10 protein-coding genes are annotated in these 18,479 nt (G+C 39.5%); all 10 read right to left on the reverse strand.

The features are described 5' to 3' along the window. On the reverse strand, window positions 1-869 hold an 869-nt coding region (locus tag AB5217_RS15605; protein WP_368117369.1), incomplete at its 3' end, for an IPT/TIG domain-containing protein. 431 nt (window positions 870-1,300) lie between these two features. Next, complete coding sequence (locus AB5217_RS15610) at window positions 1,301-3,847, reverse strand: glycoside hydrolase family 31 protein (RefSeq protein WP_004311159.1); 2,547 nt, start codon at window positions 3,845-3,847, stop codon at window positions 1,301-1,303. Window positions 3,848-3,932: 85 nt separating this feature from the next. After that, window positions 3,933-4,997, reverse strand: coding sequence for a family 43 glycosylhydrolase (locus AB5217_RS15615; RefSeq protein WP_008646550.1), 1,065 nt, complete (start codon window positions 4,995-4,997; stop codon window positions 3,933-3,935). Window positions 4,998-5,027: 30 nt separating this feature from the next. After that, window positions 5,028-5,540, reverse strand: a complete 513-nt coding sequence (locus AB5217_RS15620) for a hypothetical protein (protein WP_032845100.1) — start codon at window positions 5,538-5,540, stop codon at window positions 5,028-5,030. 24 nt (window positions 5,541-5,564) lie between these two features. Beyond that, window positions 5,565-6,710 carry a SusE domain-containing protein gene (locus AB5217_RS15625; protein ID WP_004311155.1) on the reverse strand — a complete coding sequence of 382 codons (1,146 nt, stop codon included), beginning with the start codon at window positions 6,708-6,710 and terminating at the stop codon, window positions 5,565-5,567. Window positions 6,711-6,729: 19 nt separating this feature from the next. Then, window positions 6,730-8,622: a RagB/SusD family nutrient uptake outer membrane protein gene (locus AB5217_RS15630; protein ID WP_004311154.1), complete on the reverse strand. Its 1,893-nt coding sequence runs from the start codon at window positions 8,620-8,622 to the stop codon at window positions 6,730-6,732. Window positions 8,623-8,640: 18 nt separating this feature from the next. Then, window positions 8,641-11,745, reverse strand: a complete 3,105-nt coding sequence (locus tag AB5217_RS15635; protein WP_032845099.1) for a SusC/RagA family TonB-linked outer membrane protein — start codon at window positions 11,743-11,745, stop codon at window positions 8,641-8,643. 165 nt (window positions 11,746-11,910) lie between these two features. Beyond that, the gene (locus AB5217_RS15640; protein WP_004311152.1) at window positions 11,911-13,941 is read right to left on the reverse strand and encodes a hypothetical protein; all 2,031 of its coding nucleotides are present in this window, start codon (window positions 13,939-13,941) and stop codon (window positions 11,911-11,913) included. 240 nt (window positions 13,942-14,181) lie between these two features. Continuing rightward, window positions 14,182-16,191, reverse strand: coding sequence for a glycosyl hydrolase family 95 catalytic domain-containing protein (locus tag AB5217_RS15645; protein WP_004311151.1), 2,010 nt, complete (start codon window positions 16,189-16,191; stop codon window positions 14,182-14,184). 186 nt (window positions 16,192-16,377) lie between these two features. After that, window positions 16,378-18,387 carry a hypothetical protein gene (locus AB5217_RS15650; RefSeq protein WP_004311150.1) on the reverse strand — a complete coding sequence of 670 codons (2,010 nt, stop codon included), beginning with the start codon at window positions 18,385-18,387 and terminating at the stop codon, window positions 16,378-16,380. Window positions 18,388-18,479: the final 92 nt, after the last annotated feature.

Consider the following 18,479-nt stretch of genomic DNA (forward strand, 5'->3'; position numbering starts at 1 on the left):
GCTTTATGAAGCGTAGCATCACGACCACGACACAAAAAGATAGTACCATCTATAGGATGCGTGAATAATGTATTGAAATCATCTCCATTTAAAGCCGGATAAGAGTTTTTAAAATTTTCTTTACGAAGTAGGTAATAAGCTCCTGCACGTTCTACATTCCCCTGCGGACAGTTCACAAACATAGTATCCCTGTCCACATTCCAGCCAAGTCCACTCGGAGCACTACTCCAACCAGCAGCACCATTAGTAATCACAGTAGCTATGGAATCCTTATCTAGATAAATTTTACGTAAACTATGTTCATTCTCGAAAAAATAAATGCAACGTTCGCCTGATGATTCGTCATAGTACATGGCAAGAGGAGTTTGAGTTCCTGCTTTATCAAAATTACCATCCGTAATAGAAGTATTGCCTTCACTATCTACTACACCGCACAACGTGCCGACAACTACATTATACTGATAAGAGAACTTTTGGTCAAATGTATAGGTAGCATTCAAACTTTTATCTTTATTCAATATATCCACCTGCACAGACCCTCCATCCGCACGGGAAGGAACAATACAATAAATCTGTGTACCGGAAGAGCTAACAACCTTCGCTTCCTTACCACCGACAACCACTCGTATCAGTGAGGGATCAGTCCCAAAATTACTACCATTGATAAACATGTTCGTGCGTACAGCACCTTCCAAAGGAGAATAGTCAGTAAAAACAACTTCAACATTAGGATCAGAAGCTACATAAGACGGAAGATTTACTTCCACATTTTTGTCCATGCAACTACCCAATCCACCCAAGCAAATCAAGGAAAACAATACAAACCTAACCTGTTTCCCTCCTTTTTTTGTTTTAAAAAGGCTTTTCATTGTATTAAATTATTCGTTAAACAATAAATATAAAAATCAAAAGAAAAAATAACTATGCATTATTCCAATGTGCACTATTAACGAAATGCAAAATAAAACGCTATCCTATTAATAGAATAAAAATAACGGTTCAATAAATGACAAAAACAGGTCAAAAACCTATAAAACAGCTATCCTAGTATGTTTTGGAGCACTTTTACTATTTTAGCTTATGTTGTGTGCTTTTCTCTATTATCATCCAACCTATATCTCCCCCCCCGAAAGTGATATTACATATAGCATAGTTGTATAAATGGTCATAAAAATACAAACTCTTTCTAAAATGGAGCAACATCAGAAAATATCAACTACAGTAGTATCTGGCTTGCCCTTCATTACTTATATAAAAAAATAGTGGGAGCTTTTATCACCCCACTATTACATTTCTCATACTATTGCTTGCTCCAGCAAATAGATTGCAAAAACCAAGCTTTATTTTCGTCATTCAAACCCTGACGCTTCAAAACCTCCGGGAGGTCAGTATAACTTTTCCAAAAATCGGAAACTAAAGAAGAGATCTTCTCCGGTGCATAGATTACCGCTTCACTCAGACTTCCCATTTTACCAAATTCTTCCTTAAAGCAAATATATGAATCACGGTATTTTAACTGCTCCATAGATTTAGCTATTCGTCTAGATACTCCCAACAAGCCGTTCATATCAGCTGTTTCCGTAGGATAAACTATTTTAATAACCTTTTCCTGATCACATGACAAAACAGGCAAATCAACCGAAAGAGCAAACTCTTCACCCAAATATTCATATTTGGCAGGTTGACCATTTACAGTGACAGACTGAGGAACAAGTGATGAGAGCACTTTCACTTTGAATGAACGAGATTCAGGCATATCTTTATATCGGCCATCACGTTTACCGATAACAATCGTTCGTTCCTGCCCTTGGCTGAAAGATGTTAATTTAGTCACAGCATATTCCGAAGCATAGTTCTTATCATTTCCATTATCTTCATAAAAATTAAAGGACGAAATTCCATTTCCACCAGGGAATACGGTAACAACAACCTCCTCATCATTACCGTTCAGGTTCATCACCTTTCTTGTATACATCGGCAATACCGCTCCCGCTTTTACATAAATCGGATATTCGTCAATAGCAAAAGGACGTTCCACTATTTGTCCTCCTTTCAGTAAGGTACCTGTATGCAACTCATACCATTCACCTTCGGGCAGCCACACACGCACTTGTACATAACCATCTTTTGCAGGAGCTGTGGCAGGAGCAACCAGAATATCATCTCCAAACATATATTCATTACGGAACTCATATGCTTCCTTATTATCCGGATGATCATAATACATCGGACGGCAAAGTGATAATCCTTCATCATAACCTTTACGAGCCATTGTATAAATATAAGGCGCCATCTCATAACGTTGCTGGATTGTCTTACGAAGAACATCACAATATTCTTTGTTGAATACCCATGGTTCCTTATTCAAACCGGCACTTTTTTGAGAATGTGTACGCATAATCGGGCTTAAGGCTCCGAATTGCAACCAACGAGTGTACATTTCCGGATCTATACTTTCACCGATATGTCCTCCTAGGTCATGACTCCAATAACCATATAATACATTGGAAGCTGTCGAGTTGAAGTAAGGCTGAAAATCTAATGATTTCCATGAAACAACTGCATCACCGGAGAACCCCACCTGATAGCGATGATTACCCAAACCTCCCCAACGGTGATATAGCATCGGACGTGTGTCCCTGTTCTTTTCCATATTACTAAAGAAAGCATAATTAATCCACCAAGTGTTGCTCAAATTCTTCACCTTCGGATCATATATCCTTTGTTGCCAGTCCAGCCACCAAAAATCAACACCATCTTTCTCCATTGGCGTCAATACATTCTTAAACATATTTTTAATAAACTTCTTATCTGAATTTATCCATGGAATAGTCTGTTTGGACTGAGGATCAACTCCCATATCTTTTGCTAATCCAGAATATTTTTCTTCATAAGAAGCTACTCCATCCGCCGGATGTAAGTTAAGGGTGATTTTCACATCATTCTGTTTCAAGTATCCCAAAAACTCCTTTGGGTTCGGGAATAAATCACGATTCCATGTCCAACCGGTCCAACCACCTTTTCCTTGTTCTGTATAATGCCAGTCCATATCTACCACCAATACATCCAAAGGAATCTGATAAGTATGGAAATTATCAATCAGATTACGGAACTCCCTGTCAGAATATAACCAATAGCGTGACCACCAATAACCAAATGCATACCGGGGAGGTAATGGTACTTTTCCCGCAAAGAGGGTATAATCTTTCAAGGCAGCTTTATAGTCATGTCCATATGCCATGAAATACCAATCCTGTCCGCCATTAGCCGGACGCTCTTTCACCCAATCCCAATCTTTATTATCATCAAACAAAAGTCCCTGAGAATCATCAATCAGAGTCCAACCGTCCGTAGCCAACAGGCCATCTTCCAGTTTCAGTTTATCACCTTTCTTTGTATCAGCCACCCATGTTTGTGTCTGTGTATCACCATCCATACCATCCAATGTACGATAGGTTCCTTTCAAGTTGCCCTTCTGTTGCATACCGGGTTTCCAAGTAAAAGGTAATATTTCTTTAGAGGCAGTGATAACCAAGTTCTTATCTGTAAACTGTCCACTCTTTTTCTTATAACGCATCTTCATTTTGGAAGTCGTTATTTCAACCCATCCTCCTCTTGTTTTTAGCTTGTAATCTACCTGGGGATAGTTACGATTCACAACGATGTGAGATCTATCGTCCACGAATTTCCCATCCGGTGCATATTCCAGACGGATTGCTCCATCAGAAATGACTGTAAATCTTACATTGCCATCTGTATAAGCAATATTTCGCTGTGTGTTTTGCGCATGCAATACAAATATAAAACTCTGCATGACACAGAGTAAAAGCAATAATCCTCTTTTCATGATAACATTTAAAAGCAATAAATTTATAATTCGAGAATAAAATAGGGTCGTTGCAGTTATCATAGCTACAACCACCCTATGTCAACTACTTACTCTTCTTGAAAGTCGGAGCTTCCGCCTTCACAACCGGTCCGTCCCCTACGAGATACGGCCAATCATCGTCATCCCAATAAACTCTATCAAGCAATACTACACGACCTAAAGATGGATCGGCAGTCCGGTAAGCATGATAGATAATCCAATCTTTACCTTCATCATCCTGCACTATTTCAGCATTGTGCCCTGTCCCCAGAAACGCATCATTTCTGTGTATCAGTACCTCATGTTTATTATCATTCATGTTGTCACCTGATTTATTCAAATAAGGACCAAAAAGCTCGGTGGAACGACATACAACTGTTTGGTATGTACTATTTGCACCGTCACAGCAAGTACCTGTAGAGCAGAACAAATAATAGTATTTACCTCTTTTCAAGATATATGATCCTTCATAAGCATTGGTACCTCCAGTATTGGCAGCAACCTGTATTTTTGTCGCTTTTGCATTTTCAATACCTCCTTTCAGTCCAAGACCGTCTTCAGTCAATTCAATACCCCAAATACCATACCAGCTTCCCCAGAAAAGATATTTTTTACCATTATCTTCAATATAGAAAGGGTCGATACTATTATGAACATCGATCTCATTGCTACGGAATAATTTGCCTTGATCGGTAAACGGTCCTTCCGGCTTGTCCGAAACAGAAACACCAATACCACAAGTTGCTCCACCTCCCCACTTGGACAAGGAGTAATACATCACATATTTTCCATTGATATAATTGATATCCGGTGCCCAAATACCTGCTTCCGGTTCCCATGACGGTTTTTTATCATCCTCGTAAGCACCGCCCACATAAGTCCAGTGAACCAAGTCTTTGGATTTGTGTATCCATGTATTTCCTCCGGTAGCATACAAATAGAAATATCCGTCTTCCGCTTTTATCACTGTCGGATCCGGATTATCGGAATCGATGACAGGATTTGAATACCACACTTTGTCTGCCAATGGAGCTTGTTCTGCTTCACCTTTCTGTTTATCGCTGTTACCACACCCCCATGTAAGCAGGGAAAATATTCCAAGCGTAATTGTATGTTGTAAGTATAACATAAGTTCTCAGTTTTTATTAATTTTACTAATCTATTCCATACTCGAATTCAATTCAACACCAGGTCCCAATACAATATGGATTATGGAAGTCTTTGATTCTTTGTCCGTTTCTGAAGTAATTGGCATACCATCCGACTGAAACGCTTTCAATGTAATGCTAAACTGAGCTTCTTTTTCGTCCACTCCAAAAGCTTTCATATATTCCATTATCTGTTGATTGGTAAAAAGCTGTTCGCGTACTCCGTTATAAGTAAGTATGCTTTTATCTTCCACACCCATTGTTTCAGTTATTTCTCCATCTACCTGCAGTCCTAAAGTCATAACATACTTCGATGCTGTTTCTATATCCAGCCAACGGTAGACAAAAGCAACCCCATCCATATTTTCCTGTGTAATCTGTACATAATAATCATCAGATTCCACTTCTACTCTCGGTACACGTGGTTGTGGGTCACCCTCACTTTCCACATCTCCACATGCTCCCAATACAAATATATTAGTAAGCAGATATAGTATTATAAACAGTTTTTTCATGATTTTCATATTTTAATTTACTTCTTATGGAGATTATTCAGTCGGCTCCAAATATATCTTCATCTCATTAAGGTCTACTGTCAAAATGTATTTACCATCAGCAGCAACAATCCATTTCAAGTCACCGCCATTATCCTGATACCTTGCTTCTCCGAGTTCATGTTCTACGCCCGGATTTGCTCCTTGTGAAGGAGCAAAAAAGAATTTTCCTGCAAAATCTGCTCCATTCGGCTCCAACGCCAACTTAAACTCTTTACCGCCATAAAAGTTACCTGTATACGTCCAACGTTCTGGATGGCGTGGATCATTATTCACAAATGCACCTTCCTTTTTCATTTTACCCCAATCCCATCCGATGGTACTGGCATCGCCAACAATCCAAATCCCACCTTGCGGTAAAGGGTAAATACTAACGATATTCACATCCAAACGATTTAAGTCCACAACTATTGTATAGGTACCGCTTTTTGTGTTTTCAAACATCTCACCATTCCCTGCTTCTGCCACATATTGCAAAGAATTATCTCCATTCTCAGCTTTCATGTAGCATGGATAATCAGAATCCGGACTAAGTGCAAAGAAGTACTCACATGGCTTCAATTCTGCTGTCGACTGATATACTCCTGAACCCACAACCTTCTCGGTCATTCGGCGAACAGTTTTCTCTCCAGCATCATCCACCATCACCATATATATCGCAGTAGCATTCTTATCATATCCGATCACATTCAATTGCGTCTTCGACAACTCCGGTTTCAAGTATTCTACAGATGAATTGACCTGTCCTATAACCTCTGCTTCAATAGTCACCTTATCCCCAGGAAGTATACTCCAAGAAGCCAGTATATCATTTAACTCCTTATGCGTGAAACTAATGGAACGCTCTTCCGATTCAATCTCATACAAATCTGTCACATTAGAGTGTAAGTCTGCCATATACATTCTGAAAAAATAGGTGATAGTAGCATCAGCTCCTCCACGTTGAGCTGCAGCATCCCATGTAAATATAACAGCTGCTTCATTCTCTTTTTCTTTCTCCAAAGTAATTTCAGAAGAAGAAGCCTTCAAAAGCATCTGATCTACAGGAGTTTCAAGCGTGTAATACTCCGGATCTTTATTACAGCTCGCTACTATCAACATAAGAAAGAGCAAGCATATTAGTTTCATTATCTTATTCATAATTATGCTTTTCATTTAATTAATTCCAGAAAGGCGCCTGAACCAAGTTCGTGTTCTTATTCATTTCATCTATATATACCGGGAACCAGTACATCGCCCTTTTCCACACACGTGTCTGGAATACGGTTCTCTTATAAAATTCCTGACTATTTGTTCCTGCGAAATTCATACCATAATCATCTCCACACATCTCCGGGAGCTGTTCCACAATTCTCCATCGACGGATATCCGACCAGCGTGATCCTTCACAGCAAAGTTCAACACGGCGTTCCATACGAACTGCCTCACGTACTGCCAGTTGATTGTCATCTACATGAATGTATTTTGCATCATCTGCCGCTACGGCATCCAACGTATATTGGCGCACGCCTGCACGTTCACGGACTTTATTCACATATTTTAATGCATCCTCACGAGATGCTCTATTATCATAAGCCTCATTAACAGCCTCAGCATAATCCAAATAGGAAGCAGCTAAACGATATAGGAACATTTGACGCCATTTGTAACTACCATTCTTCGGATTATCCTGTGAATATACTTTCTTACGAACCAAATAACCATTTTGGGGTGCATCATGTGTATAATCATTATCTTTCTGATTCTTAAAGAATTCGAATTTACGCTCTGCCAAAGCATACCAAGAACCATTATAACTTACTGTAGTATAAAAACGAGGTTCGCGATTACAATACATATTATATGTACCTTCGGCAGTTATTTCTCCCTTTTGCCCTGTACCACCAGTCCAATTAGTAGATCGGGTTTCTGTCTCCGTTGAAAAACCTTCTTCTACATATTTCGAATTATCATCGTCTTTCGGAAGCCCATTCTTCATGAAGAACGCGTCCACCAAACCTTGATATACACCTAAACCATTTCCACCACCATATTCTTTAGTTACAGCTTTATTCGTATAGAACTGGTAACTTTGATAAGCATCTTCTTTTGTATATGGGAACAATATCTCCTTATTTCCATCTTGAAATTTCGTAAACCAAAGATTTTCAAGCGAAGTAAACGGGTCTATTTCTCCCTCATCATTATATTCTACGTACAAACGATAACCGGCTTGCTCTGCTACATCAAGCAATCGTTTGCAGGCTTCTGCCGCTTTCACCCATTTTTCCTGGCTATAAGTAGAATTGAACAATTCCTCACCTTCTTTATTCTTATGTCCAATGTACCACTCATTTCCATTTACCAACGGACTTGCAGCAAATAATAACATCTTCGCACGAACAGTTAGACACATAACTGAAGTTATACGACCATATTTCTCCACACTCTGCCATACAGCAGGCAATTGTTTAGATGCTTCCAACATCTCATTATCCAAATGGCTGACAATCTCATCAAAAGGTCTTTGTCCGACCATTAAATCTGAAAGAGTAAAGTCAGTCGGAGCAATGTAATTCGGTCTAAATGGGATAGGACCGTATGTCTCCAATAATTGCCACCAATAATAGGCCGCAAGGAAACGTGCTTCCGCTTTCATATAATCCACTTCTCTCTGAGGAAGGTCGGAATCAGGTAATGCATGTACACGTTCTATAAAAATATAAGCCTGACGTATTTTTCTCGGAAGACCATCCCAGAAATTTCCTGCCCATTGTGTATTCGGTGTCCATCCACCAAAAATCTTGGTGATATTGGGCCAGTCCCATTGCTGCCAACGTGCAGAAGCAGTCAAGTCATCTGCAAACACTTCCCAACCATACGTATTTAACCAGTCATTACCCGGATTAGGGATACGGCTGTATACATTGGCCAGCCATGATTCTACTTTTGTCTTATTCTCAAAGACCATGTCTATATCAATTTCCGTATCCGGTTCTTTATCAAGATACGTACAGGAACCCAACGATACGATGCCTATTAAACCAGCAACTATATATTTCTTAAGTTTCATTATCGTCATTTTTTTTAATTAGAAATTCAGGTCAACTCCAAACATTACAGAACGCATAGCCGGGTAACGCAGACCGGTGTTCGTATTTAATTCCGGATCCCACAGTTTGAAAGGAGAGAAACAGAATAAATTATTACCACTCACGTAAAAACGAATAGCTTTAGAATGTATCTTATCAGTTACAGATTGCGGTAAAGTATATCCAAGTTCCAGCGTTTTCAAACGCATAAAACGCATATTCTTTTTCCACCATGTAGAATTCCGGTAGTTCTGTCTGTTAGGTTCCTCCGTCAATCTCGGCCAGAATACATCTTGGGAAGGATTCTCTTCTGTCCATCTGTCGTTATAATTAGAGTAGACATTGCCTTGTAATGTTTGTCCACTGCCCGGAATGAAATACGTAGTTCCACCAATCACACGATAAGTATCACCTGTTCCCTGGAAGAAGAAATTCAAATCCCAGTTTTTGTAGCTCACATTACCTCCGAAACCATAAACAATACGCGGGTCTACCGTTCCACCAATGTATCCTTCATCCGCATCAGTGATAATGCCATCGCCATTCATATCTATATATTTGATATCACCGGGACGTACTTTTGAAGCTCCAACGTCCTGTGTCGGTATACCGAATTTCAAATTACCATTCGCATCGAAATCATCTTCTGTAAACAATCTTTCTGCCTGCAATCCATACAAAGTATTTAATGAACGGCCTGTCAATCCTCTGTATGTACCTTTCACAGTTTCTGGCTCATCGTATTCGTCCACCCTATTAATAGCATATGTGAAATTAGAACGGAAACCTACAAACCAATCTTTATTAATTTGTTTATTATAGTTTAAGGAGAATTCCACACCGCGGTTAGTCACTTCACCAAAATTGGCCCAAGGGTTAGTCAAGAATCCTGTCTGTGAAGGAATAATCTTACGCTGCATAAAGATATTGGTACGTTTTTCTTTGAAAACATCTACCTGTAATTCCAATTCATTCCATAATCCCAGTTCAAAACCAAGGTTCATTTTCAGAGCTGTTTCCCAGGTAAGATTTTCAACTCCAACTTCTCCTTCTGAAATACCGGTACGACCAATCTGTCCTGTATCACCCCAGTTATACTTATCTGCATTGGTATTCAATGTTGTTATATAGGCAAAACGGCGTCCTCCGATATCATCATTACCAACTTTTCCTATAGAACCTCTTAATTTCAATTTACTCAATGTATTTCTGAAACGATCCATGAAAGGTTCTTCAGACAATAACCATCCGACTGCCACAGAAGGGAAAAAGCCGAAACGTTTACCTTTAGCAAAATTCTCTGAACCATTATATCCAAAGTTGAACTCCGTCACATAACGGCTATCGAAAGTATAAGACAATCTACCCGCAATACCTTGTTTTCTATAAGGTTGTACACTACCATTATCATAACTTTGCTGATTATACAGAAACAATGCATCTACGTCATGCTTTCCGAAAGTGTGAGCATACGTTAATGTTCCTTCAAAATAAACCCTCGAATTTCCATATTCCCCTTTATTTCCATGTCCCAAAGAGTCATCTCCATATTTAAGTACAGAATGAATCAGATTACCTTCAATGTCACGTCCGGTAGCAATACTATGATAAGTAGCATCCTTTCCCCTTGTAATCGAACTCTGATTCCAACGGTCGAAAGAAAAGGTTACTTTCGCTTTTAATCCCGGCGTGATCATCTTCAGATTCTGTTCAATAGCAAAGAGTGACTGAATCTGTGAAGCTGTAACTACGTCGTAACCTCGCTGTGTCACCGCTGCCCAAGGGTTCACATCATTAATAGCCATAATTGGAATAGTCCCATCTGAATAGCGGGCAGGATACACGAAAGGAGAAGTTATAAACGCTCTATCAAAAGCATCGTCCGTACTAAATGCCTGTTTGCGGTGTGTTTGGAGGAACCCACCGACATTTAAACGCAGCACTGTTGTCTTAGTCACATCCAAGTCAACATTCGCACGCATATTATAACGAGTTAGTTTCGTTCCTGTATCATAAGGCAAAGACTTATCCGTCTCCATGATTCCCTTCTCACCGAAATAAGAACCAACCAACGAATAGCGCAGGAAATCGGAACCACCTGATACAGTCAGATTCGCACGAGTAGAATAAGCATAATCCTTTGTTATTTCATCCAGCCAATTTACATCCGGATACAAATCTCTGTCATAACCATATCTCGTTCTGTCAATCTGCTCCTGACTGAAAGGCAAACGCGACTTATTCTCTGTTATTTCATTTATCAATGCCATATGATCGGCTGCCCCAATAAAATCCGGAAGTTTTGTCGGCTCTGCAATAGAATGTTCCACACGCAAATTGACAGAAGGAGCTCCTACTTTACCACGCTTCGTATTGATAACAATGACACCATTTGCACCACGTACACCATACATAGCACTCGCCGATGCATCTTTCAATACTGAGAAAGATTCAATTTCAGCGGGGTCTATATTATTCAAGTCGCGCTCGATACCATCTACCAACACTAACGGAGATTGCCCACCGGAGAAAGAAGCAATACCGCGAATCCAAAAATTCGAGGAATCGTAACCCGGTTCTCCCGAACGTTGAACCGCTATCACACCGGCAATCTGTCCTGCCAGATTATTAGACAAAGAGCGTGTGGCACCAACCTGTAACTTCTTAGGCTGTAATGTCTCGATAGAACCGATAACCGACATTTTCTTCTGACTACCATATCCAGTAACTACAACTTCATCCAAGGCTTCAATATCTTCTTCTAAAATTACATCAAAATTAATCTTACTTCCAACTTTTATTTGTTGAGTTTTGAAGCCAATATACGAAATCTCTATTACAGAATTCTTTCCGGGTACATTCAAATAAAAATGTCCGTCCATATCCGTAATCACTCCAGTCCCTGTCTGTTCCAGTACACGTACATTCACACCAGGAAGAGGATTCTTGTCCTTATCGGTTATCGTACCACTGATACGAATACCTTTCGCTTGCTCCGACATATTAGTCTTACCAGACATAGAAGAATGTTCCGGTAAAGCGGAGTTAGCGCTTGTTCCATAATAGAACAACAAGCAAACAAACAATGCTTTCTTCAAGTCCATAATATTAAATTTAAAAAACTCATAATAAATACTTTATCTCATATTGAGTGAGAGCAAAAGTAGACAACTAATACAAAATGCAATAAAATAGATAGACCAATAATTAAAAAAAATCGTTCAAAATGAAATTAAAATATAATTGAGATATCTTCTGACCTATTTCTGTCATTTTAAGAAATGTTCCGCACGCCCCGGAGTCAATAACTCCCACAAAGAAGCGACTGTCCATCCCGGTGCGAAGATATCGTTATAATACCCTTTCCCATTTTTGCCATAATCCCAGTTGGTATGTTGAACGACTTCCGGATAAAAACCGGATTTGGCAATTCCACATAGATGCCCTTCATGAGGTAACAATTGGCGCATGGAAGTAGAAATCACCTCCGCGAAATGGGCAAAACGTGGCTCCTTATATTCCTTTGACAACCATTGCAGTACCGAAGCAAATTCAAAAACAAACACATCAATATGGTTATTTTCTACAGAAACATTACCCCAACCACGAGTTTTTAGACCGATATCACCCAACATCTGACCTTGAGCAAAAGGAACGTCCCATACATAATACCATGACAATGCAAAATAAGCAGCCTTTCTTGTCAGGTCGGCATAATGACGATGCTCATCTCCTTTCGTTATCAACGAAAGATAATAAGTTGCCGTAGCAGCATAAAGAGAAGCCTCTTTATCTTCACAATTGGCATCGAGAGTAGATGAAAAATAGTCAGCTTTAGATATCAAGACTTTCTCCAAATAATCTGCTGTCCTTTTAGCACTAGCTAAATAACGTTTATCCTTAAAATATTTATATCCCATTATTAAAGGTAAAGTGGCCGAGGGTGTACTTCCTCCACTATTATCGACTATTGTAAAATCATCGTGGAATTTACGGGGGAAACTGCCATCTTCATGTTGCAACTGCAGAAGTATATCGAGCATATTTTTCATCTTTTGTTCCCATTCAGGATGACGACGGCCATTCTCCCTTTCATAAGCAAGAAAATGAAGCATAGCATAAACTCCTTCTGATTGACGACGAATACTATGTACAGGATCTTCATACCCTCTATCAAAGTTTACCGATTCTTTAAAGAAACCAGCCTGGGTAAAGCCATTCTTCAAATAACTATCGAATACTTTCATACTGTTTTCTTTCAGATCTTCTCTGCCACATTGCCAACTATATTCCCAAGCATTGAATGCATTAAGGAGTACACGGCCAATAAAACCAACTTCTGCCTGACCGTTACTCTGACAATCAGCAGTCCGCAAATGAATACCCGAATTAAAAGTCAACGAATTACCAGTCACCAGACTATTCACAAAAAAACGGCTCATAACTTCTTTCATATCCTCAATAGAATAAGGAGTATCAACCGGAACCGGAGCATAAGTGTCATAGCTATACTCCCACGCATTCCGAATAAAATCAGAATAATCATCAGCTTTATTCTCCAAGATCTCCCATGTCAGTAACATTGTTTCTCCTTTTCTCAGAGACTGAAAAGCCTCTACCGCCGGAGCCAATGTTAATTTTCGAATATAGCTTTTAGGTGCTTCACGGTAAGGAAAACCGAAAGAAAGTGTTGCCACTCCATTCTGATTTTCGAATCCAGTAAAACCTATTGAAGTTTTACCTGAAAGAATGATTTCTCCCTCTCGATGAGTAGACAAAACCTCATTAGCAAAATTGTCTATACGACTCACCGTCACAAAGCTTTTTTCCTTTTCTGAATAAATACCTGTAAGAGGAGCACTCAATCTATCCTCACGCACCAACCAGCTGTCTGATGTATGAAATGAAGGTGCTTCCTTAGGAGATCGCAGATTGCGACGATACCAGAACCCCGGCATATAGAACTGGCAATCATCATGATTAAAACCGGTTGACAACTGCTCGCTAAAATTAAAATAAACATCCTCTAATGCAGTTAGACTGACATTGATACGTAACTTACCATTCATATCCTCCATTCTCTGAGTTATTACCATCGGAATACCTTTGGAAGGTTCCAACAGATAAGATGAACAGTCATTCTTCAACTGCCGCATATCCAGCGAGTATTTTTCCGATTCATTTCCCGGTACTTTTAAGGAAATAGATGCTGAAATCTTTTCTGGAGTATAATTGACGGCTTCAACAGCCTCAACATATAACCCAATAAGTATTCCACAAAATAAGCATTTTAAATTCATGTAAATTCAATTAAATGAATCAGTAATAAAATAAATACTGGTTCTGTTAATACACTAATAATTCATTTTCAAACTTGAGCAACAGCTAATATTTTGTAGCCTGTGTGATACGCAACAAAAGTATGGAATTCTACCAGCTTAGGATATTAAAAACAGGTCAATAAATGAAATTCCAGTCTCAATTTCCCTCCCAAAGTATACATCTTCTGACTCTTATTTACGCAACCGAAAAAATTGAACTCATTTCTGAAGCCGGACATATGTTTTACCATCCGGTCCGACTCCTTTAACTACCAACTTCTTCCAATGTCCTGGCAATTTCGAAGGCAATTGTTTAATACCGCTATCTGTAATTTCCAAACCACAAAAGCCATTGATTACAGCCTGCAAAAGTCCTCCCGCACCAGTTGAGAAATAAGGATTAGTACCTCCTGCACCTTCAGAAAGTACACCGAACGGAGGTAGCTGGTTGGGACGGAAGCTTTGCACAAATAATTCATAAGCCTTATCCCCTTCACCAAGACGTGCATATTGCAAAGCCAATACAGAGAATGACATTGCGGGGCCTCCTTTGTCAATCTTTCCCTCATAATACTCCAAATCCTTACGAATTTCTTCCGGACGGGTAATCAGGTTCAATGGATATACCAGTAAATTAGCATCCGCCTGCTTGATAACCTGTCCATTATAACCATCATACTCCATAGTCACTCCATTTTCAAATTTGGGGATGCGCAACTTTGCTGCTATTTCCTTCCAAATTACTGGAGCTTTAAGCCCACATATGGAAGCAGCTTTAGCAGCATCCTGTAATGCGCGTATAACAGTACCGTTCGTGAAGGCATTATCATCACCCTCTGCGTATTCATCGGCACAAACCACATTACGAATCGAATAAGAACCATCGTCATTCTTTTCTACACGACTTACCCAAAATTCTGCCACTTTCTCCATTAAAGGGAATCCTTCTTCACGCAACCATCGCTGATCGCCACTCATACAGTAATAATTCCAGGCCGCAATGGCGATATCAGCTGTGATATGATGTTCAAAAGGACCAGTCAACGCCCAAGTCGGACACGCTTCTTCTCCTGCATCATCACTTTCCCAAGGAAACATAGCCCCATCATATCCATAACTTAATGCTTTCTGGCAAGCAGCTTCCAGCCTATCTGTACGATAATCCATCATTGTTCGTGCAATGCCCTGATTCATAAAGAGCATAGGCGGATACATCCAAAATTCGGTATCCCAGAAAATATGCCCATTATATCCCTGTGAAGAAAGTCCAAAAGGAGGTATACTCAACCGACTTCCTTTGCGTGCATTGGAATACAGATTATAAAGTGCAAAACGCACAGTACGCTGTGCTTCATCATCCCCCTCAATCACAATATCACCTTTCCACATCTCGTTCCAGAGTTTCCGATGCCCATCCATCAGACGCGTCAATCCCTCTTTCGCACCATAAATCACTTCACGATCTGACTCATTGTATGGATCTATAAAATCACGTCCGGTACAAACAGCACCTAATAAAGTAAAAAAGAATTTCTCTCCTTTCTTTAATGAAATAGAAATCTGACCACTCCCATTATATTGTTGCTGCACACTGGAATTCTTATCATAAATAAATGCGGAAGAAGCTGAAACTTTTTGTTCGCGGTATTTTGATAAAGCCCAAGTACGCACTATTTTTATATCATTCCCATTAACATTCACATTGACCAGTTTCGAACCTATGTTTTTATACTCATCAGGTATCTCAATAGGATTTGACACTGTCAAATACATATCCCCCAGTGCCACAACCTCCACACGAACCAGTCCTGCATAAGGTAAATTTCTTAGAGCACAGATGCTATAAGATACATCCGCTTTTCCATCACAAGTGAAGTGCGTATTATGGGTAGCCTCTTTCATATCTATACACTGTTCCCATCTCGAAATATTATCACCATTTACAGTCTGTCCATTAATTTGCATTTGCAAATTGAATGGATTGATTCCTCGTAAAACACGACTCACATCTTGAGGAGTAGCAGAATCAAAAACATGGTTTAGCATGACATGGCGAATAGAAAACGGTTCTTTCCACGGCAGGATACCAATCCCCCCATTGGCAACTGTTGCCCCGTAATAAGTTCCGTGATAATCAGTTGTCTGTATCTTCCACAAACTATCCTGTCCATTTGCCTTAATAGTGAGAGCTGATACCAGACAATAAAATACGATAAATAGATTTCTCATATAAAAAATAAGATATTTAATTTGTTAATGACATCCGACACAAAAATAGGGCGTATCTGCCAGTCATTAGGAAATAACCTGACCAAATGATGTGACAAATAAACCAAAAGCGTACTAAAAATAATATTTAAGCCAATTTTGTTACCAAAATTGGCTTAAATCAAAAGACAGATTATTTTATCTTATTTAAATACGTACTTCAATCGGTTTTCCATTCGTAATCTTACTTCTTTTTACAATCTTATGATCCTTTTTTATCAGAACCAACAGTTTGTCATCTTTATCGCGCTTCACCTCAATATCGAATATGGAACCAAATGCACAGATACGTTTCAATGACATCGTATTCCAACTTTCCGGTAGCTGCGGTGTCATCATAAAAGCATCCAATGCAATGGGACGGATACCGAACAACCCCTCGGTCATAATGCGACAATACAAAGCACTTTCTGTGGATAAATGCCTTTGGTTTCCCTCCGGCCACGCTTCCACTGCGTAAGGAACATGATCACCCAACAAACGAGTAGCAGAGTATTTATCCAAATATTCAGTAGCTATATCTCTGGCACCACAAGAGTAAGCCCCCCGGAAAGCATAGAGTGTAGAACGATCCCAATAAGTAGAAGTACCCGATTGAGTTAACAACCCATTCTCCATCCACAGTTTATCAGAGAATAGAGCCTCCACAGTACCTTTCGCCTGATCATAAATACCCATAGTCAGAGGAATGCAAATCCATGAACGCAGCACTGTATTACCATCATAATAACGATAGGTATCATACCCCTCTACATTACGGGCAAAATATGCATCAATATTCTTATAAAGTTCAGCAGCCCTATCCTGATAAGACTTTATCTGTTTATGTTCTTTTTTCAGTGCCTTTCCCAAATAAGCAGCTGAAACCAAGGCATCATAATATAATGAAGATGTACATAGATTGGCTTTTCCGGCAGGAAAACGATTTTCAAGTTCATCAGAATCAGATTTTACCACCCCATCCGCATTCAGCTGGCGATGACAATATTCCAGACACCATTCAATCAGCGGCCACAATTTTTCAGCCTCATTACAATTACCGGATGCCAAAGCATAACGTGCTGCGCCATAGCCAACCATTGCTACATCACCACGATCACCCGCAACACCAAAACAATCAATCCCTTCTGCAATTATAGATGAAGGTAAAGGTTTATACTCATCATTCATATAGCGCATAAACAACCCGAATGAATCCATAGCCGAACGGTTTCCGGCTTGATAACCTAAATATGGAAAAAATGGATTGATATATTCGGCCTGATCATTCGCCCAAACAGCAGCGTAATAAGCTTCTCCACCTGGGCTCTGCATATATCCGCCTTTAGTATCAAATATGCTTTCCGAACCACGTATCTTGGCAAAAGAAAACATAGTATTGATTACGTCACTCGGAGTCTCTAACACAAGGTTACCCTGTATCTGACTCAAAAATCTCCGACGTGCCAGAAGTTCATTATTAACATCCAACGCCAACTCCTGATCATGTTTCTTATATCCTGCATAGATTACCTGAAACCAGGCCTTTTCTCCGGCTTTCAGTAGATAAGTACCATCTTTTACCGGAGAAGAAAGGGTAGCCGTTAATGTATAACTGCCTTCCACTCCTTTTGCCTCATCAGTATAATAAGAAAGAGTGGTCGATGGGAGCTGAACTGTCTGTGGGTGATCTGTCGTATTCTCCAACTCATATTTCTCACAGAAGGCCGGTTGTGACGTGGAAGGAAAAAGTGTACGTGTCAACGAAATCCCTCTAGTAGCATATACACTCTTTACAGTCATAATTCCATTCAGCGATACAGTCTCTACCTTTTCACCTACTAACGGCTGGCCATTTACAAGGCATAAATGTGCCCAGTCTCCATTAAAATGATGCTGCAAACTACCATGGGTATCATTAGGGATAGTACGAAAAGTAGGTAAAACCATATTCCGGTCAATCACCCATTCACCAGCTTCATTAACACCATAGCGCAATACTGTTGAAACTTTCAGTCCACTCATTTCAATATGGTCATTATGCACACCATTCACTCTCCAGCAAATACTGTCAGGTGAAGTAATCACCCATCTCGTTATCTCACTGGCATTCAGAAAACTGGTATACAATCCAATTAGTAATAGTGTAAACCACAAAGTCTTTTGTCTGGTCATCATATCTTATCGTATTATTAAAATTTTCACACTTATAAATTATAAATCCTCAATATAACAGATGATATAGAGTGAAATACAACTCTATATATAAT

The sequence above is a fragment of the Bacteroides sp. MSSM.1001136sp1_RTP21357st2_D2_RTP21359_211015 genome (assembly GCF_040913205.1).
GTDB lineage: Bacteria > Bacteroidota > Bacteroidia > Bacteroidales > Bacteroidaceae > Bacteroides > Bacteroides ovatus.